We start from the raw sequence: 18,834 nt of genomic DNA, 5'->3' as shown, positions 1-18,834 counted from the left end.
TGAGTCGGTCTGCGCGCTTGAGGGGCGAACGTAAGTAGCCCCCTGCGTGGCGTCAAGTGGATGTGGTACGATCCAGCGCAGCCGTCACAAGATCGTGTGGCAGTTCCATGAGTGCCGCCGTCCGGGTCCAGAGCAGCGCGGTGCGGATAACCCGCTCCGGGTAAATCTGTTTCAGGGCATGGGCATAGGCTGCCATTTGCCGTAAAAGCCCCTCGGGGACCTGAGCGGGGTTTTCGGGCACCACGGCATTGGTTTTGAAATCCACGGCCAGCACGTCATTTTCCCGAACGACCAGACGGTCAATGACCCCGTGCACCCGCTGGCCATCCGGCATCACGCCGCTAACTGCGACCTCGGACAGCGTGCCGGGGGCAAACACCGGCGCAAGATCGGGCGTCTCTATCACGCGCAGCGCCTCGTGCACCGCGCGGGCCTTGTCCGGGTCATCGGGTATCGTAACCTGAACGCCGCGCGGCATATCCGCCAACTGCTCCAGCGCCAGATGTACACGCGTGCCATAGCGTTTCGCAGCCTCTTCGTCCTGTCCTGCTTCGCCGGGCAGGGCCTTGGCACCGCCAAGGTCCGATGGGCTGAGCGCAGCAGAGGCGGGGGCGATCTCGGGGGCGGCACGACGCGCCCAGTCCGGTTTGGCGACCTGATTGACATCATCTTTGTCGGCGGACCGTTCGGCCTGTTCCGGCCACAAACCGTTGTCCAGCCGCAGCCCCGCGCCAAACCCGTGCACGAACGGCATGGCGTTGGAGGCCTCCATCCCGCGGCGCACAATGTCGTACCAGCTTTCCCCATCTGACCCCAAATCCCCGGCGGCGGCAACGATGAGCCAGCTTTCGGCGCGTGTCATCGCGACATAGAGCAGGCGGTCACGCTCTTGTTGGTCCTTGGTCTTCACATGCTCCAGCGCGTCCGCGACGCAAGGTGGATTTTCGGTCTGCGCAGATTTCCACACCAGAGTGCCACCCATCGGCACCAACGCATCCATGTTGCGCGCGTTCGGCTTGGCCGTTTCGGGCAGGATCACGATCGGGGCTTCAAGCCCCTTGGCACCATGAACGGTCATGACGCGGATCTGGTCGCTGGCGCTGTCCATTTGGCGCTTGATCTCGATATCCTCGGTTTCCATCCAGACGAGAAAGCCGGTCAGGCTGGGAATCTCCGTTTGTTCATAAGCCAACGCCTGCGCCAGCAACGCGTTGATCCCGTCCTCGGCCTCGGTCCCCAGCCGTGCGAGCAGCTTGCGCCGCCCCTGATGGCGGGTCAGGGCGCGTTCAATGATGTCATAGGGGCGCAGGAAATCGGCGCTGTCGCGCAGATCGGTGAGCATGGCCCAAAGGTCTGGAAACTCGGCCTGACGCTCTGCCAGTTCACGCCACAGATACTTTTGCGCCCGTCCATGGGCGAGGTCATACAATTGCTGTTCGTCCCAGCCCACCAGAGGCGATTTGAGCACGACAGCCAATGACAGGTCATCCTCGGGCGTGGCGAGCCACGACAGGAGCGCCTGAATATCCTTGACCGCGATCTCGGCCCCGACCTTGAGCCGATCAGCTCCGGCAATGGGCAAATTGGCCTGTTTGCAGGCGCGGATGATCTCTTCGAACAACACGCCGCGCCGCCGCACAAGGATCAGGAAATCACCGGCGCGTACAGGGCGCGATGACCAGCTGCGATCCTCGCGCTGCACGGGCATCGGCGTTTCACTGTTCAGCATGCGCTTGATTTCAGCCGCGATGCGTTCGGCCAGCACCACGTTGTGATGGGCGTCGGACACAAGATCGACCGGGTCGTCCCATTCACCATGCGCCTCGGTTTCGACCGGTTCCACCACAGGCCAGAGATCGACCCGGCCCGGCATATCGGCCTTGAAGGCGCGGTGCAGTTCCTCGCGGGAAAAGCCCGACCGGGTGCGATCTTCGAACACCGTGTCCACCAGCCGCAGGATCGGTTCTGCAGAGCGGAAAGAGAATTGCAGCGTCAGGTCCTGCAACGGGGTGTTGGTGGGGTGCAGCCGTTCTGCAAACTCGGCCTTCATCCGGTCGAATTCCGATGGGTCCGCGCCCTGGAAGGAATAGATCGACTGTTTCTTGTCGCCCACGACGAAAATGGTCCGCGCCACATCACTCCGCGCGCCTTCGCCGCTGGTGAATTCCCGCGCCAGACGTTCGATCACCTGCCATTGCACGGGGCTGGTGTCCTGAGCCTCGTCCACGAGAATATGGTCGATGCCGCCATCAAGCCGGAAGAGCACCCATTGCGCCACCAGATCGTTGGTCAGCAGCGTGAGCGTCTTGTGAATGAGGTCGTCGAAATCCAGCCAGCCGCGCGCCTGTTTGGCGGCCTCGTAGCGGGTCAGGAAAGCACCGGCGAACGCGTGCAGCGCCCGTGTTTTGTCGCGGGCCGCCATCGCCAATTGCGCGCCACGTGCCTGGGCCACGCGCTCCATGAAATCATGCAGGCCAAAGAGCGTCGATCCCAACGCGTCCTGCGCCTTTTTGGTTGGAACGGATTTGGTCTTGGCCTCGGGCAGGGTTTTGCCGTCCTTGCGATAGAGAAAAAGATCAAAAACAGTCTCTAATGCAGGCAAATCGGCGGAATTGAAGTCAATTGCGGCCAATTGGTCGGCAAGGGTGACCATGGTTGCGGACTGGCTTCTGAGTACCGGGATACAGGTCGACATCAGGATGCTTTCCCCGCCGTCAAATGCCAGGGACAGCGGGTAAGTGTCATCCGCATCGGCGGGCAAAGCGAACAGGGCGCTGATATCGTCAGGAGAGAGATGTGCGGAAAAAGCGTCTCTGTTACGGGTGATTTCGGCCGTGATCCGGTCAAAATCCATATCTGACAGGTGACGCGCCAGGTTCATGACCAGAGGTGCCTCGGCCCCATCGGCCATCTCGTCCACGATATCGGCGCGCAGGAGTGCCGCGGCCCGATCCTCCATTTCCTTGAACTGCGGCGAGACCTGCGCCTCAAGCGGGAAACGCCGCAGGATCGAAGCGCAGAAGGAATGAATGGTCTGGATCTTGAGCCCGCCGGGTGTCTCGATGGCGCTGGCAAACAGCGTGCGCGCGCGGCGCAGACCGTCGGAATCAATTCCCGTTTCGACCCCAAGTTCGGCCAGCGCCTTACGCAGCGCGGCGTCGTCCTTCATCGCCCAATCGCCCAACCGCTTGAAAAGCCGGTTCTGCATCTCGCTTGCGGCGGCCTTGGTATAGGTCAGGCAGAGGATATGTTCGGGCGATACGCCATCCAGCAAAAGCCGCGCCACGCGGTCTGTCAGAACGCGGGTCTTGCCCGATCCGGCATTGGCCGCCAGCCATGTGGAGCAATCCGGGCGTGCCGCGTCGATCTGGCGTTGGGTGGCCTCATTGCGCATGCTCATTCCACGACCCTCCCCACGGGTGCGGCGGTGGAATCCCATTCGCCAAAACGCGCGAGCTGATCATAGTCGCTGTGGTCCTGCCCCTTGTGCATGGAGCGCCGGGCGGTAAAGCCTTGCTCGGGGCGCATATAAGCGGCGATCAGCTTTTCGAACCGGGTCCAGACCTGATCCGCTGTGATCTTGTCCAATGGCGCGGGGTGATTGCCGGGCTTGCTGCCCAGCCCGATATAGATGGCGTCGGCCACCGGCGCGGCGTCGATCTTGTCAAAGCCGCCTTGTTCCGCAATCGCCGCCTCCAGCAGCAATTGTTTGTCGAAATGCTCCTGCTCGGCTTTCGTGGGCGGCGCGCCTGTCTTGTAGTCATAAAGGATCAGATCGCCATCGTCCTTGCGGTCAATCCGGTCTGCTTCGCAGGTCAGGCGGAAACCCAGCTCCTCGATATCGCGGCCGCCTTTGACCTCGTAGGCGACGGGAGTGGCGATGTCCTGTCGCGCCTTTTCATCTTCGATGAACCCGTCGGCGATCCGGTCCATACGCATCTGCCACATCACCCGCGCGGCAGGCCAGGGCACCCGCGCGGCCAGCACGTCGGCGGTGCTGGACATGAGCGCATTTCGGGTCAAAAGCCGTTTATCAGAGACTGTTTTCTGGATGAAATCCTCCATCACGCCATGGGCAAGGATACCGCGCAACAGCGCATCTGGTGCCTTGGCCAAGGGATCCAGCGGGCGCAGGCGTAGCACATGCCGCGCGTAGATCGCATACGGATCACGGATCAGCCGCTTGATTTCCGTCACGCTAAGCTTTTTCGGGCGCACCGCAGCGGGCGGCTTGGGAGACGGGCGCGCGGCAGGGGCGACCGGTGTGACCTCTTCCAACGCACGGTTCAGAGCGAGCCACTCCGCGCCGCGCGCGCGCATGCCCTTCAATGCCGCCTGACCCGCTTCGCCCAATCCGCCAAGCAGGTTGTTCAACCGGTTGAGCCAGCGCGATGGCACGGTTTCCGCGTCGTCCGAACGGACCGACCGCGTCAGCCAGACTTCCTGCGCGCCGATCGCCTGCTGAAAGTCATGCGCTGACAACCCGATGCGCCGCTCTGGCAGCAAAAGCCCCGCTTTGTCGCGCATGCTCCGGTTAAGCCAGGGATCGGGCGCGGGCGGCTCGGGCCAGGACCCTTCGTTGAGCGAGCTCAGGATCAACAGCTCTGCCCCCATGACCCGCGCCTCCAGCGTACCCCAGACGCGGATCAACGGATGCCCCAGATCGCGGTCGCGCTGTTCCTCGCGTGCGAGAATGGCGTTGAACAGATCCACATAATCACGCGCCGACAGCACGCCGCCATACGGCGCGGCCTCCTGCAATTTGCGCACCAAGCCCAGTGTCTCGGTCCCGGCCACCTGGGCCCAAAGCTGCCCGGCACCGTCCTGTCCGGTTCCCGCCGCCAGCGCTTCGGCCAGTTGGCGATGCTTGTCCAGCCAGTTCTCCAGCGGTTGTTCGGCCCCGCCCGAACGGTCGCAGGCCACAGAGAGCCACGCACCCCATTCGGGCCAGTCACGCGTCGCGGCAAAGGTTTGAATCGTCTCTAAACCGGGAAAAGGCGGGCCATTGCGGCGCAGATGCAGCTCAAGATCGCGGGTCATCCGCAGATGTTCGTTGCGTTTGTCACCCGTGTGGCAAAGCGGATGTTTGAGCAGGGCCAGCAGCGCCTCGGCGCTCATCGGCCGGGCAAAGAGAGCAGCCACGTGACGCAGGAACCGGCCCGGTGGGGTCAGTTGCAGCGGGATGCCTGCGGAATCATCCGGCACGATCCCCCATTGATCGAGCGCCGCCGTCACCTGCCGCGTGAGCTGTCGGTCCGGGGTGATCAGCGCGGCGCTGACGCCGTCCTCGGCGGCCTTGCGCAGGCGGAGCGCGATGGTGGTGGCCTCTTCGCGCCGCGATTGCGCCTCGATCAGCGTGACATTTTCGGTCGCCACGTCCAGATCGCGCAGCTTTGGCCCTTCGCTCAACCAGGCATGTGTCACCGGCGCGGGTCGCAACGCGAGAGACACCAGCCGGTTGCGCGACGGGCAGGGGGCATCGACGGCGTGCCATGCAGCCACCGCGCCAGCGCTGATCTCAAGATCGCGCATGAGTTGGGCAAAGCGGAATTGCGGGTGATCCTCGCCGGTCATACGCTGATCCAGATCGCCCCAGGCCTCGGGGGCCATCTCAAAATCGAAACCGGGCAGGATAAGCGCCCCTTGCGGGAGTTTTGCCACCGCCCACATCAAGAGCGCCGTCGCGCCACGCGACCCGGTGGACCCGGCCACGATGACCGGATGCGCGGGAGGCGCGGCCTTCCAATGCTGGGCCAATGCCTCGGCGACCAGTCTTTGCCGCCCCGTGGCATCCGGGGAGCTGTCTTCGGGCTGCATGAAAGCTTGGACAATGGACAGGAATTTCTGCGCGCGTTGCCAATGGCCGGACTGATCGCTGACATCGAGCGCGGCAATGTCGTCTGGCGTGACGCCTTCGCCCTGCATCTCGTCCATCAGACCGGCCAGTGAATCCGCCAGATCGAACAGCGCGGCCCGAGGCGCGAGGTTCTGTTCCTGCTCCAACAGTTTCGAGACCAGTTGCACCAGTTCCAGACGACGCTGCAGCGCGGGCACCGCATCGGGAATTTGCGCATCCCAGGGCGGGGCAACCTCGCCCAGCACGCGGATGCGCGGCAGGATCGCGGGTGGCCCTGCGTCAAAGATCGCCCGGATGCGCCGCCGCATGCGCTCGGTGTTCACGATAAGCTCGACCCGCGCCATGGCCTCGGGCGGTTGGCCCGCCATGCGGGCGCGCAGCCCGTCAACCAACGCCTGGGGAAAATCCACACCGGGGGCAAGGCCGAAGACCCGTGGGCGGTCCTGTGGTTCAAACATCGCTCAGCATCCTTTCGGCGATCCGGATCCCGTCGGGGTGGCCCACATCGCACCATTGCCCGGAAAAAGGCAGGCCGAACATACGTCCGGCCTCTAGCATCGGCTGCCAGAGCGACCACAGGGAAAACACGGTGTCGCGGATATCGTGCAGCCCGCCCGGTTTGATGATCTGCACCCCGGAATAGATCAGCCCCGGTCCGCGCGTGATGCGCCCCTCGGGACCCAGCAGGAAATCCCCGGCACCCGAATGCCCGTGCGCCTGTTGCGGCGGAATACAGAGCAAAAGCGCATCCATGCGCGTGGGGTCCCACGCGTCGGCCAGCATCTGCAGCGGGTTGGGGCCGCGCCACACCGCATCGGTATTGAGCGTGAACACAGGCCCTTCACCCAATAGCGGCAGCGCCTGTTTCAGCCCGCCGCCGGTTTCCAAAACTTCGGGGGCTTCATGAGAAAGGGCAATGTCACGTCCCGACAGGTGCTTTGCGATCATCTCGCCCTTGTAATGGGTGTTCACCACCACCCGCGACAGGCCCAGCGGCTCGACCAGCGCCAGCGCATGATCCAGCAATGGCTGCCCCGCTACCTCGATCAGCGGTTTGGGCCGCGTATCGGTGAGCGGGCGCATACGCGTGCCAAAACCCGCCGCGAACAACAGGGCTGCGTCGGGTCGTGTCATGTTTCCCCCGTTTCGGGCGCAGGCAAACTGCCAAGGACATCGCGCAGCCGATGCAGGGCCGGGTGCTGCAGGTTTTGCCACACATGCCGCCAGACCCGCGGCTGCAGGGCGAGGTATTGTGGTTTGCCCCGTGCCTTGGCCAGCCGCGAGAACACCCCGAGAATGCGCAGGTTCCGCTGCGCGCCCAGCGCGGCATAGGCGTGCCGGAAGGCTGCATCATCGGTCTTGGTTGTCGTGATGAAATAACCGAGCGTTTCCTCTTCGACCCCGTCGCTCAGGTCCCGGCGCGCGTCCTGAAGCATGGAGACAAGATCATAGGCCGGGTGGGTGACAAAGGCGTCCTGAAAATCCAGAAGCCCAACCTGCCTGTCCCCGTGTCTGCCCGAGAGCAAGACCATGTTCTCGGCGTGAAAATCGCGCAAGGCCAGGACCGGTTGCACCTCTGTCACCGGTTGAAGCGCTTCGGTGAACGCCGTCACGGCGTCGGGCAAAAGGTCAGAGCACTCGGGTGCATAATGCGAAAAGGCCGGTTCAATCATCGCGGCCAGCGCGGGCGCGTCCATGGGCAGCATTCCCTCGGGCAGGGGTTTTTCGTGCAGCCGGGACAGGCAATCCGCCGCCAGACGGTAGAGCGGGCGCTCGCGGGACGGGTCCCGGTCCATGACGCGGGCAAAGACGTCATCGCCGAAATCCTCAAGCAGCAGGAGACCAGCTTGGGTGTCTTCGGCAAACACCGCCGGGGCAGAAAAGCCGTAGCGGAACAGATGCGCGCGGATGTCCAGAAAGGCGCGGGTGTCTTCGCCGGTGGCGGGGTCGGCATCCATGAGGATCAGGCTGTCGCCAATGTCCGTCACGATGCGCTCGTAGCGGCGCGCCGAAGCATCGCCTGCCAAGGGAACACGCCGCGCGGTGCCATGACCGGCCTCTGCGAGAAAACCCGCGATTTGCGCGTCGCGGGTCATTGCCGGATCGCCTCTGCGATTTTGGCCCATTTCGGGGACATATACTGCCAGCTCAGGCGACGCTCCTGTTCCGTTTGGCCCGGCGCAAATCGCAGCCACAGCGCATCTTTGGGCGCATCCGGTCCCAACCGGTCGGGCCATTCCACGAGACAAATGGCCGTATCGAATGCCTCAAGCAGGCCAAGCTCGTCCACCTCGCTCACATCGCCAAGACGGTAGAGATCGGCATGCCAGATCTCGCCCGCGGGCGTGTCATAGGTCTGGACCAGCGTGAAGGTTGGCGAGGGGACATCTTCGGGATGATCAAGGAGCGTTTGGATCAGGCAGCGGGCGAAATGGGACTTGCCCGCGCCGATCTCCCCTTCGAGCAGGATGACATCGCCGGGACCCAGCAGCGGGGCAATATGGCGGGCCAGCGCGCCGGTCTCGTCCGGGCCATGCAAGTGCCGAATATCAAAGGGGGTCTCGTCCATGCAGGGACAGTAAAACGCATTCGGAACGGTGGAAACCGGAATTCACGCGCCGGGCGGCGGCGATGCAAGCTCTGCCTGCTGCGCCATGTCAAAGGTCAGCATGCTGGCGCCGCCTGGCAGGCGCTCGGCCCGCAATGTCATCGGCCCGAGTTTGTTGTGCTGAAGCTTTTCGCTCCATGCACCGTGGTCAGACGTGCCGTGAACAAAGTCTCGCAGGCGCTGCAAGCCGGGCGGCTGGCTGCAGCGATCCTCCCAGATGGCACGGCTGTCTTCAAGGCTGGTTTCGCTCAGGTGGCCGTCAGGGTCCCAGTCCCAAAGGTCGCGAAAAGTGGCGTTGGAAAAGGTCAGCACCCCGGATTGAGAGAACACGGCGACAGCCTGTTTCTGGCGATCAAGAATAGCGTGGCAAAGCTCGAGATCGGCACGGAACCGCCGGGTGAGCGATATTTCCGCGCTGATATCTTCGAAAAGAAACGCGACGGCACCATCGGGGTGCGGTTTTCCATGCACCCGATAGGTCAGACCGGAGGGCAGGTTCCAGGTCTCGCTGTAGCGCCCGTCCCGTGCCGCTTCGACAAGTTCGGTCATCTTGTCCCGCCAAGAGGTGTAATTCTTGGGCTCCGGCATGATCCGGGCATCGCGCAAATGATCGAAAAAGGTCAGAAGGTCCGGGCGCGAGGACAGGAAATCGGCGGGCAGGACCGTCAGGTCAATAAGCGCAGGATTGAACAGGGCCAATTGCTGTTTGCGGTCGAAAATTGCCAGACCAATGGACAATTGGGCGAAGGTTTTGGTCAGGGTCTGTACGAAATTACGTTGGGCGATTTCAGCATTGACCACGGCGTCGATATTGCTGGCAAAACTCACCATTCCGTCGCGGTAGGGACGGGAAATCACCTCGTACCAAAGCCTTTGCGATCCGTCGCCGGTTTGCAGGGGTACGCGGACAGGGGCCTGATCATCGGCTGATTGGTCTACGACAAAGAGCGGTGCCGTCGCCGGAGCCTGCCTGTTGTTTACCAGCCGGCTCACAAGAGACCGATACGCGCGGTTCGACCATGTCACTTCGTTGTCGGCCGAGACGATCCAAACGGGATAGGGCGCGCGGTCAATCGCGTTGCGCAGAATGCCCAGTTCCTGCCGGGTTTCGGACATGACCTGCTGTTCCAGCTCCGTCGGCAGCTTGTCGAGCAGGGACATGCGGATATTGGGCCCGGCCCGTCTGAACAAAAGCTGGCCACTGTCATTTGTCCTGCGTGCGGGTATTGCAACCGCGGGGCCGGTGTCGCCGGAAAACAGATCTTCGGGCATGTCCGGCAACGTACCGAAACGCGGGCCAAGCGTTCGGCGGATCGTTTCCCAGCCGCTTTCATCTGCGCGCGCTGTGTCTCCTATCAAAAGTTCCGCCGCCGGAGACATGTCCAGCACCTCATCATTGGCGATCAGGCAAGAGACCGAGGCGTCAGACGGGCTCTGCGTCGCGGCAGAGGGCTGGTGATGCAGCTTGCCCCAACCTACGATGGAAACGGTGAACAAGCACCCGAGCAATGTCGCAACGATCAGGACAGCGGCTTCGGGGCCGGTCACGAAATCAAACATCGGAGCCTCCAATCGCATGCAATCTGTGCTGCAATGGTTAACAAAGGCTTAATCGCGACCGAAATAGCGTGCTTTTCTCGCAGCTTACGGTTCGGGGAACTGTCAGATTTCAATTGGTTGGTTGTCACCAAGCGGGACGGAGTCGCGCCCGGTCCGGGACGCGACCTTGCTCAGCGGCCAGACAACTTCGACCACAGCCCCGCATTTCTCATGCTGCATCTCACGTGGCTGATAAGGGTCGGACCCATTAGCAAAGCTCAGCTCTGCACCAGAGCGTTCCAGCAAAGTCTTGGCGATGAACAGTCCCAATCCCATTCCCTCGTATCCGGGGCGTTTCTTGAGATCTCGCTCGCTGCGCCTTTTGCGGACAAACGGGTCGCCGATACGGCCAATCAACTGGGGCGGATACCCCGACCCGTCATCGACGATCCGGATAGAGATAAGGTCGTCTGTCCACATCGCTTCGATCCAGACATTGGCCCGCGCAAAATCCACAGCGTTCTGAATCAGGTTGCGCAAGCCGTGGATGATTTCGGGCTGCCGCTGGATTGTCGGGACGCCGTAGTCACCGCCCGGCCCCGGGGTATAGTCAAAATGTATGTCCTTGCCGCGGTTTTCATGCGGTTCGGCGGCTTCGCGGATCAGTTCACTCAAAGGTGTGGTGCGGACTTGCATGTCGGCCTTGCCCGCCCGTCCCATTGACCGAAGGATATCGCGACAGCGGTCTGCCTGATCACGGATCAATTGTGCGTCTTCATAAAGTTCGGGCTGGTCGATCAACTCTTCCGCAAGCTCCGAACTAGTCAGCTTGATGGTCGCAAGCGGTGTTCCCAACTCATGCGCAGCAGCGGCGACAACACCGGTCAGATCGGTAAGCTTCTGTTCACGCGCGAGCGCCATCTGCGTTGCGGCGACCGCGTCCGACATGGTGTGCATCTCGTTCGTGACACGTCTCGAATAGGCGGACAGAAACACGATGGCGATCACCAGCGCGAGCCATTTGCCAAAGATGAAAATATTGGGAATGCGCAGGATGAACCCGTATTCGGTCCGAAGCGGCAGGTGATATACCGCCAGAAGCGAAACCAGCAGGATCGCGATGATCCCGATAAAGATCGTGGGTCCCGTGGTCAGCACTGCTGCGGAAATCAGAACCGGTCCCAGGATCAGAAGCGAAAAGGGGTTATGCAGCCCGCCGGTCAGATAGAGCAGGAAGCTAAGCTGCAGCAGATCGAACAACACCATCATGATGTTCTCGGATTCGCTCAACCGTTTGTTTTCCGGGAAAACGGCAATCGCGATCAGGTTGCCGACCACGGAAATGCCAATCGCCAGATAGCACAGGCCAATTTCCAGGGTGAGGTTGTACATACGCTGCGCCACGATCAGTGCCACGAGCTGACCCACGATGGCAATCCAGCGCAACATGATCAACGTGCGCAGGCGCACCCAGTTTCCACGGCGATGCTCAGTCAGGAAGGCCGGTGTCGGGTCTGTCATCTGCGCGCTTTCGTCACTTGATCCGGACGGTGGGATTGTTACGTGTCCCTGAGCATTCATTCAACACAATCATCCAGTCAGGAGCCCCTCATGGTCCGAACCGCCGCATTATTCGCATCGGCAGCCGTTGTCGCCCTTGTAGGCGGGCTTTGGTACGCGTCGCAACCTGATCCTGGCGCGGATCCCTTCGCCCAATGCCGGACCGGGCAGGTTGCCGGGGGTACCAATGCAATTGGTGGTCCTTTTGAGCTGGTCAATGCAAAGGGTGAAACCGTGACGGATACCGACGTGATCACCGGTCCGTCGATTCTCTATTTCGGATATACGTTCTGCCCGGATGTCTGCCCGCTCGATACCGCGCGCAACGCCGAGGCGGTGGATATCCTGGAACAGCGCGGCGATATCGTGACGCCGGTCTTCATTTCCATTGATCCGGAGCGCGATACACCCGAGGTCGTCGGGGACTTCGCCTATAACCTACATGAACGGATGATCGGGCTGACCGGGTCGCCCGAACAGGTCAAGGCGGCAAGCCAGGCCTATCGCACCTACTACAAGAAGCAGGACGCTGAGGACGAGTATTACCTCGTGGATCACTCGACCTTTTCCTATCTGGTTTTGCCGGATCACGGGTTCGTCGAATATTTCCGCCGTGATGTGTCATCCGAGGCAATGGCGGACACCACGCAGTGTTTCATCGATGCCGCGAGCTAAGTTTCTTCTGTAGAAAGCGCGGCTCAACGCAACATTGTTGCCCATGCAACCATAGTTCGGTTTGACACCCGGAATTCACGCAGAGATAATCCCCTTGGAGTTCAGGGAGGATTGCCGCGTGGCCGACACCAATTTGCAAGATATCGGCGAAGACAAGTCACTGCTACTGGTGGATGACGATGAGCCGTTTCTGCGCCGCCTGGCCAAGGCCATGGAGAAACGCGGCTTCGAAGTGGAGACCGCCGGTTCGGTTGCTGCCGGAAAGGCCATCGCAACCGCACGCCCGCCGGCCTATGCAGTCGTTGACCTTAGACTGGAGGACGGTAACGGGCTGGACGTGGTCGAGGTGTTGCGTGAAAAGCGTCCGGACAGCCGTGTCGTTGTCCTGACGGGGTATGGCGCGATTGCCACTGCCGTTGCGGCGGTCAAGATCGGTGCCACTGACTACCTTTCGAAACCGGCCGACGCCACGGATGTCACCAACGCGCTGCTGGCCGCCGGGGATGATCTGCCACCGCCGCCGGAGAACCCGATGAGCGCGGACCGTGTCCGTTGGGAACATATCCAGCGGGTTTATGAGCTGTGTGATCGCAACGTCTCGGAAACTGCGCGGCGCTTGAACATGCATCGGCGTACATTGCAACGCATCCTGGCCAAGCGCAGCCCGCGCTAACGCGTGTCTCCGCAGGTACGGATCAGCCAATTCATGAACTGGCGCACCGCCGGGCGCGGTTCCCTTGGCGGTGTTACCAGGAAATAGGATGACACATGCCGGATCGGGATCGGCGCGGGTTTCAGCGTGCCCCGGTCCAGCTGCCGCTTCAGGTCGATCCGGGATTCAAGCACAAGCCCCACGCCTTCCTCTGCGGCGCGGATCTCAAGAGACGGGTTGCCCAGATCCGTGATGGTAAGGCTGTCGGGATCAATTCCCGAAACCTGTAGCGCGTCACGTTCCCAAAAGCTGTCAGCGGGCAAAAGCCAGGGCACCCTGTCCCAGTTCGTTGCGGGATCATCCACCAGTGACGGGGCGGTGCAGGCCAATGTCGGGCTGTCGAGAAGATGCGTGACGCTCAGATCGGGCCAGTTGCCGTACCCGGCCCGCACGGCAAGGTCATAGCCCTCAGCTACAAGATCAATGGTTGTGTCAGAAGGCGTGAAGGACAGTTCGATATCCGGATTGTCGCGCCAGAAATCCGCGATGTCCGGGAATATCACGGCTTCGGCGAAATAGCTGGTGGTGGTCACGCGGACCGGTCGCGCCCGGTCCTGTTCCAGCACCCGCCCGACCCCATCGGCAATCGCCGCAAAGCCCTGTTGCAGATGATCGGAAAGGACTTGTCCCGCCGGGGTCAGCGCCACACCACGCGGAGAACGGTCCACTAGCGTCACACCCATATGGACCTCAAGCGCGCTGACCTGCTGGGCCACGGCCGCATGGGTCACATTCAGGCTGCGCGCGGCGGCGCTGAAACTGCGCGTGCGCGCCGTGGCATCGAACGCCCGCAATGCGGTGAGCGATGGCAGCTTGGTCCAGTCAATCGCATTCATTGTTAGATCAGCTTTCAGGCTATCAGTATTCCTGACTCTGAGTTTTCCACGATTTCACGCATAAATCCATTGAAACTGCTGCCGTGAAAGGAAAGCGCCATGATCCCATCAGACACAAACCTGCTACGTGCTGTTTCACGATTTGATGCCGCAGGACGGCTTTTGCCCGGCGCGAAACCTGTTGCTCCGCCCACTGACAAAGAACGTCTGACCATATGGGCGCGCATCACCAGCGTCTTTTCCAGCCGGTTCTCAATCCGTCCAATGGCGCGCTCTGCCGCGGCTCAGAGATCGTAACGCTTGGAGATTTTGCCCACTTTGCGCCCATCTGACAGCCGTGCGTCCGGGTCGGTCTTGTAGGTCTCGAACCCGCGGCTCTGGTAATAGGCCAGACCATTTTCATTGTCGGCGCGGATCGTGGCGTCGATCCATTCATAGCCCAGCACCCTTGTGGCCTGTCGCGTGGCGTCAAACAATGCGCTGCCAATGCCCAGCCGGGTATTGCCCGGTTTCACGAAACTGGCGATCTGTGCCACCTCTGGCCCAAGGTTTGGATGCGGGTCGATCCATTGAAACCCTAGCATTTCGCCATCCTCGTCGCGCGCCGCCACGCCCAGACCGCGCGGCCCGGCGCTGTCCATCCAGCCGCGAATGTCATCGGGGCCCAGCGGATCGAGAAAGACGGTCGTGCCGCCGATTTCGATGATCTCGTTCAAAAGATCGGCCATCTCGCGTGCATCGGCCGAACAGACGCGTTCCACATGCACCCGGCTCATAGCGCGGCCAATAGGTCAGCGTGGCGCGCGGTAAAATCATCGCGCACCACCCGCGGCGGGCGTAGCGAAATGTCCAGCCCCTCAATGAGCGTCGCATCGGGCCGGCCAAAGAAACCATCGGCCTCTTTCTGACTGAATCCGGCGATCTGCACGGCTTCCATCCAGGCACTGACCCGGTCGGCACGCTTGATCTGTTTCTTAACGGTGGCGGGCAGCACCGCAGGCAGACCAAAGCGGATGTGAATCGCCGCCGTCAGCCGGTCATCCAGCGCGCCATAGCCCGGTCCAACCGCCGCCTTCACCGGCGAAATCATGTCGCCGATCACGTATTCCGGCGCATCATGCAAAAGAGCCGCCAATTGCCAGCGCACTGGTGCCTTGGGGTTCATGCGGGTGAAAAGTGCCTCGACCAGCAGCGAATGTTCCGCCACGGAATAGGGCCAGTCGCCTTCGGTCTGTCCGTTCCAGCGTGCGACAAAGGCCAACCCGTGGGCGATATCCTCGATCTCGATATCCACGGGCGTCGGGTCCAGCAGGTCGAGCCTGCGACCAGACAGCATCCGTTGCCATGCGCGGGGCGGTTTTGGGGGCATGTCATTCCTCCGTTCGGAGTCTGCCAATAGCCCGCGGCCAGTAGTCGTGCAAACCGAAATCACACAGTCGCGCACGTTGGCGTGCTTAGTTGTTCATGGCGCGGCGGGACGGAAATCCCCATTTTATCCATATAGCCCGGGCCTTTGCCGGTTCCATGGCGAGGCCTCTGAAAAAGAAGGAGGATCCCCATGTTCAAACGTCTCATTTCCACCGCTCTGATCTTTGGCGCGGCCGCGCTGGCCCCACCTACCACAGCGCAGCAAGCGTTGCGCTGCATGCCGCGCGACGTGCTCACCAAAACGCTGGATTCAAAATACAACGAGACATTAACAGGCGGCGGTCTGCAAACAGAGAAACGCCTGATCGAGGTCTGGAGCTCGCCAGATACCGGCAGTTTCACGATCTTTCTGACCCGTCCGGACGGCGTGAGCTGTGTGCTGGCCACCGGTCAGAACTGGAACTCCGTCCAGCCCCCGCCGCCGCCGGGCGTGACAGGCTAATTGCCGATTTACGCGACCTGATGGGGATGGAAGAACGCATTGCCGTCATCCTCGACAATGTGGTGCAGCCCGTATTGCGCCTCTGGGACAAGCTCGCGCAGGACGGACAAATATTTGTCCACAATTGCCAGCCGCCGTTTACGCGAGGTTTCAAGAACAACGATCGGTGTGCAGCGCTGCAACAGGGCCTGCGCGCCACGCAGCGCCGGTTCTTCATGTCCTTCGATATCCAGATGCAGGATCGACACCGGCCGATCCTGAGGAATGAGATCATCAAGCCGGGTGATCGGCACCGGGATGATGTAATCCTTGCCGTCGATATCGTCGTCTTCGACGATCCGCGCGGCGGCGGCCAGTGATTTGCCATTGGGGCGCGCGATTTGAAGCGGCAGGGTGTCGGGTCTTTCGCCGACAGCGACCGGGGCGATTTCCACATTGTGCAACTGGTTCACCTGAACGGTGTGCAGCGCGGCGGCAAAGGTGGTGGGGTGCGGCTCGAACGAGAACAGCTTGTTCCCCGGCTCAAGCACACCCGCCAGAGCCGGAAAGAAATCTCCAACAAAGGCCCCGCCGCTGACGATATCACCGCCGCTATAAATGCTGCGCAGGCGTTGCAGCGTTTCGGGTTCATAAACCTCGCCGCGGGCAAGGATCTGTGGCACCTCGCGATGCGCGTAGCTGTCGGGGACACAGTAGCGCCCGTATTGATTTTCGCACAACGCATAGCCAAAGGCCGGATCGCCGGTGGCGGTGTCAGCAGTATAGAAACGGTTGCGTTGGCCAAGTGATGAATCGTGAAGCATGCTCATACCTCTTTTTTTGTTTTGTTTGCCTGTCGAATGTGACGAAAAAAGGGCTATTTGCCGTGATGGCCAGCGTAATATTGATTTGCCCGCGCCAAGCTGTTAGCGCAGCCGCGAACCCGAGGAGTTAGCGATGACCGAAGATTATATTGTCAAAGACATCTCTCTGGCCGATTTCGGCCGCAAAGAGCTTGATATCGCCGAAACCGAGATGCCGGGGCTGATGGCTCTGCGCGAAGAATATGGCGCGGAACAACCGCTCAAGGGCGCGCGCATCGTCGGCTCGCTGCACATGACGATCCAGACCGCCGTTCTGATCGAAACGCTGGTCGCGCTGGGCGCGGATGTGCGCTGGGCGTCCTGCAACATCTTCTCGACACAGGATCACGCGGCGGCGGCCATTGCCAAGGCGGGTATCCCGGTCTTTGCAATCAAGGGTCAGAGCCTTGAAGAGCATTGGGATTATCTGGACAAGAGCTTCCTGTTCGAAGATGGCCCCAACATGATCCTCGACGATGGTGGCGACGCCACGCTTTACGTGCTCTTGGGCGCGCGTGCCGAAGCGGGCGAAGACATCATCCCCGTGCCGTCCTCGGAAGAGGAAGAGGTGATCAAGAAGCAGATCGCCAAGCGCATGGCCGCAAGCCCCGGCTGGTTCACCAAGACCCGCGACCAGATCAAGGGCGTCAGCGAAGAAACCACCACCGGTGTGAACCGCCTCTATCAACTGGTAAAGGAAGGCCAACTGCCCTTCCCGGCGATCAACGTGAACGACAGCGTGACCAAGTCGAAATTCGACAACAAATACGGCTGCAAGGAATCGCTCGTTGACGGGATCCGCCGCGCCACCGATACGATGATGGCGGGCAAGGTCGCCGTCGTTCTGGGGTACGGCGATGTGGGCAAAGGCTCGGCCGCTAGCTTGCGCGGCGCAGGCGCCCGCGTGAAAGTGACCGAAGTCGACCCGATCTGCGCGCTTCAGGCGGCGATGGACGGGTTTGAAGTGGTGCTTTTGGAGGATGTCGTGTCCACGGCCGATATCTTCATCACCACCACCGGCAACAAGGACGTGATCCGGATCGAGCATATGCGCGAGATGAAGGACATGGCCATCGTCGGCAATATCGGCCATTTCGACAATGAAATTCAGGTCGCCAACCTGAAGAACCACAAATGGACCAATATCAAGGAACAGGTGGACATGATCGAGATGCCCAATGGCAATCGACTGATCCTTCTGTCCGAAGGCCGCTTGCTCAACCTTGGCAACGCCACCGGCCACCCGTCATTCGTGATGTCTGCCTCCTTCACCAACCAGGTGCTGGCGCAGATGGAGCTGTGGAACAATGGCGAAAGCTACAACAACGAGGTCTACATTCTGCCCAAACATCTGGATGAAAAGGTCGCGCGCCTGCATCTGGACCGCATCGGCGTAAAACTGACCCCGCTGGCGCAGGAACAGGCGGATTATATCGGCGTGAAACCCGAAGGGCCCTACAAGCCCGAGCATTACCGCTACTAAGCGTGATGCAGCAATGGATGAAACCGCTGGCTCACGGGTCGGCGGTTTTTTCATGCCTGCAAAACCGCACCCGCGATGCAACAGTTTGGCACCTCGCGACTTTGTTGGTCCGTCAATGCTTTACGGGGCGCGATTCCCTTGCGTATCTATAGCCGCAGTTCTGCTCGCTTCATTCGTCCGAAAGGTTACCGATGCTGACACGCCGCCACATGATCGCTTCTTCGATGGCTGCGCTTTGCGCGCCCGCGATTGCCACGCCCGCTTTTGCCAATTCCAGCAAATGGGATGCCTGGGACGCACAGGTCACGCCAGAGGGCTTTGACCTTGAGACCTCGAACCCGTGGGGGCTGCACAAGCGGCTTCTGCCGCGTCGGGTAAAGGCGAATGAAGGGCTGAAACCGGGCGATATCCATGTCGATGCGGTGGCGCGTTACCTCTACCATATCGAAGAGGGCGGCACCGCGATGCGCTATGGCGTGGCGATCGGGCGTGACGGGCTTTATGAACCCGGCGTCTACACCATCCGGCGCAAGACGAAATGGCCGCGCTGGCAACCCACCGCCGCGATGATCAAGCGTGAGCCGCACAAATACGAACGCTGGGCCGAGGGTCAGCCTCCGGGTCCGGGCAATGCGCTGGGGTCGCGCGCGCTGTACCTCTATGTGGGCAACCGCGATACATATCTGCGCATCCACGGCACGCCTGCGCCGCGCTCCATCGGCACGCGCGCAAGCTCGGGCTGTGTGCGCATGGTCATGCCGCATATCAACACGCTGTATGACAATGTGGATACCGGCGTGACCGCGTATCTTTACCCCACGCAGGGACAGCCGCTCACATCCTGAGACAAAT

At 61.4% G+C, this 18,834-nt stretch carries 16 protein-coding genes; 5 read left to right on the top strand and 11 right to left on the bottom strand.

What is annotated here, in order from left to right; translation table 11 throughout:
* Nucleotides 1–52: 52 nt before the first annotated feature.
* From addA to regB, 7 genes are all read right to left on the bottom strand, one after another.
* Complete coding sequence (gene addA, locus PGB28_RS04200) at nucleotides 53–3,400, bottom strand: double-strand break repair helicase AddA (RefSeq protein WP_271420238.1); 3,348 nt, start codon at nucleotides 3,398–3,400, stop codon at nucleotides 53–55.
* Nucleotides 3,397–6,315 (bottom strand): double-strand break repair protein AddB, encoded by a 2,919-nt coding sequence (gene addB, locus PGB28_RS04195; RefSeq protein WP_271420237.1) that lies wholly within the window; start codon nucleotides 6,313–6,315, stop codon nucleotides 3,397–3,399. The genes addA and addB overlap by 4 nt, the downstream gene beginning before the upstream one ends.
* The gene (locus PGB28_RS04190; RefSeq protein ID WP_271420236.1) at nucleotides 6,308–6,991 is read right to left on the bottom strand and encodes a nucleotidyltransferase family protein; all 684 of its coding nucleotides are present in this window, start codon (nucleotides 6,989–6,991) and stop codon (nucleotides 6,308–6,310) included. Before PGB28_RS04190 ends, addB begins: the two co-directional genes overlap by 8 nt.
* Nucleotides 6,988–7,953 (bottom strand): aminoglycoside phosphotransferase family protein, encoded by a 966-nt coding sequence (locus tag PGB28_RS04185; RefSeq protein WP_271420235.1) that lies wholly within the window; start codon nucleotides 7,951–7,953, stop codon nucleotides 6,988–6,990. Before PGB28_RS04185 ends, PGB28_RS04190 begins: the two co-directional genes overlap by 4 nt.
* The gene (tsaE, locus tag PGB28_RS04180; RefSeq protein ID WP_271420234.1) at nucleotides 7,950–8,426 is read right to left on the bottom strand and encodes a tRNA (adenosine(37)-N6)-threonylcarbamoyltransferase complex ATPase subunit type 1 TsaE; all 477 of its coding nucleotides are present in this window, start codon (nucleotides 8,424–8,426) and stop codon (nucleotides 7,950–7,952) included. Before tsaE ends, PGB28_RS04185 begins: the two co-directional genes overlap by 4 nt.
* Nucleotides 8,427–8,468: 42 nt before the next feature.
* Nucleotides 8,469–10,025: a PAS-domain containing protein gene (locus PGB28_RS04175; RefSeq protein WP_271420233.1), complete on the bottom strand. Its 1,557-nt coding sequence runs from the start codon at nucleotides 10,023–10,025 to the stop codon at nucleotides 8,469–8,471.
* Between the two features lie 102 nt (nucleotides 10,026–10,127).
* A complete protein-coding gene (gene regB, locus PGB28_RS04170) occupies nucleotides 10,128–11,525 on the bottom strand; it encodes a sensor histidine kinase RegB (RefSeq protein WP_271420232.1) in 1,398 nt (465 codons plus the stop codon).
* A 90-nt stretch (nucleotides 11,526–11,615) separates the two neighbouring features.
* Here regB and PGB28_RS04165 point away from each other — a divergent pair, with 90 nt between their 5' ends.
* Nucleotides 11,616–12,239 (top strand): SCO family protein, encoded by a 624-nt coding sequence (locus PGB28_RS04165; protein ID WP_271420231.1) that lies wholly within the window; start codon nucleotides 11,616–11,618, stop codon nucleotides 12,237–12,239.
* A gap of 118 nt (nucleotides 12,240–12,357) precedes the next feature.
* Nucleotides 12,358–12,912, top strand: coding sequence for an ActR/PrrA/RegA family redox response regulator transcription factor (locus tag PGB28_RS04160; RefSeq protein ID WP_271420230.1), 555 nt, complete (start codon nucleotides 12,358–12,360; stop codon nucleotides 12,910–12,912).
* On the opposite strand, the gene PGB28_RS04155 is transcribed toward PGB28_RS04160, so the two are convergent.
* From PGB28_RS04155 to PGB28_RS04145, 3 genes are all read right to left on the bottom strand, one after another.
* Nucleotides 12,909–13,787, bottom strand: coding sequence for a LysR substrate-binding domain-containing protein (locus PGB28_RS04155; RefSeq protein WP_271420229.1), 879 nt, complete (start codon nucleotides 13,785–13,787; stop codon nucleotides 12,909–12,911). The two genes, PGB28_RS04160 and PGB28_RS04155, sit on opposite strands and share 4 nt — an antisense overlap.
* A gap of 284 nt (nucleotides 13,788–14,071) precedes the next feature.
* Complete coding sequence (locus PGB28_RS04150; RefSeq protein ID WP_271420228.1) at nucleotides 14,072–14,563, bottom strand: GNAT family N-acetyltransferase; 492 nt, start codon at nucleotides 14,561–14,563, stop codon at nucleotides 14,072–14,074.
* Nucleotides 14,560–15,156, bottom strand: a complete 597-nt coding sequence (locus tag PGB28_RS04145; RefSeq protein WP_271420227.1) for an HD family hydrolase — start codon at nucleotides 15,154–15,156, stop codon at nucleotides 14,560–14,562. The genes PGB28_RS04150 and PGB28_RS04145 overlap by 4 nt, the downstream gene beginning before the upstream one ends.
* A 189-nt stretch (nucleotides 15,157–15,345) precedes the next feature.
* Between PGB28_RS04145 and PGB28_RS04140 the strand changes: the two genes are divergently transcribed.
* Nucleotides 15,346–15,657, top strand: coding sequence for a hypothetical protein (locus PGB28_RS04140; protein WP_271420226.1), 312 nt, complete (start codon nucleotides 15,346–15,348; stop codon nucleotides 15,655–15,657).
* An 8-nt stretch (nucleotides 15,658–15,665) separates the two neighbouring features.
* Here the strand turns inward: PGB28_RS04140 and PGB28_RS04135 are convergent, their stop codons facing one another.
* Nucleotides 15,666–16,460, bottom strand: coding sequence for an FkbM family methyltransferase (locus PGB28_RS04135; RefSeq protein WP_271420225.1), 795 nt, complete (start codon nucleotides 16,458–16,460; stop codon nucleotides 15,666–15,668).
* A gap of 133 nt (nucleotides 16,461–16,593) precedes the next feature.
* Between PGB28_RS04135 and ahcY the strand changes: the two genes are divergently transcribed.
* Both ahcY and PGB28_RS04125 read left to right on the top strand, forming a co-directional pair.
* A complete protein-coding gene (gene ahcY, locus PGB28_RS04130; protein WP_271420224.1) occupies nucleotides 16,594–17,982 on the top strand; it encodes an adenosylhomocysteinase in 1,389 nt (462 codons plus the stop codon).
* Between the two features lie 191 nt (nucleotides 17,983–18,173).
* Entirely contained in the window at nucleotides 18,174–18,827 is a 654-nt protein-coding gene (locus PGB28_RS04125) for a L,D-transpeptidase (protein WP_271420223.1), read from the top strand.
* The last annotated feature ends 7 nt before the right edge of the window (nucleotides 18,828–18,834 follow it).

It is taken from the genome of Primorskyibacter aestuariivivens (genome assembly GCF_028023675.1).
In the GTDB taxonomy this organism is placed as follows: domain Bacteria; phylum Pseudomonadota; class Alphaproteobacteria; order Rhodobacterales; family Rhodobacteraceae; genus Marinovum; species Marinovum aestuariivivens.
Note: the sequence above shows the minus strand (reverse complement) of the source record. Positions and strands in the feature narration are given on the sequence as shown.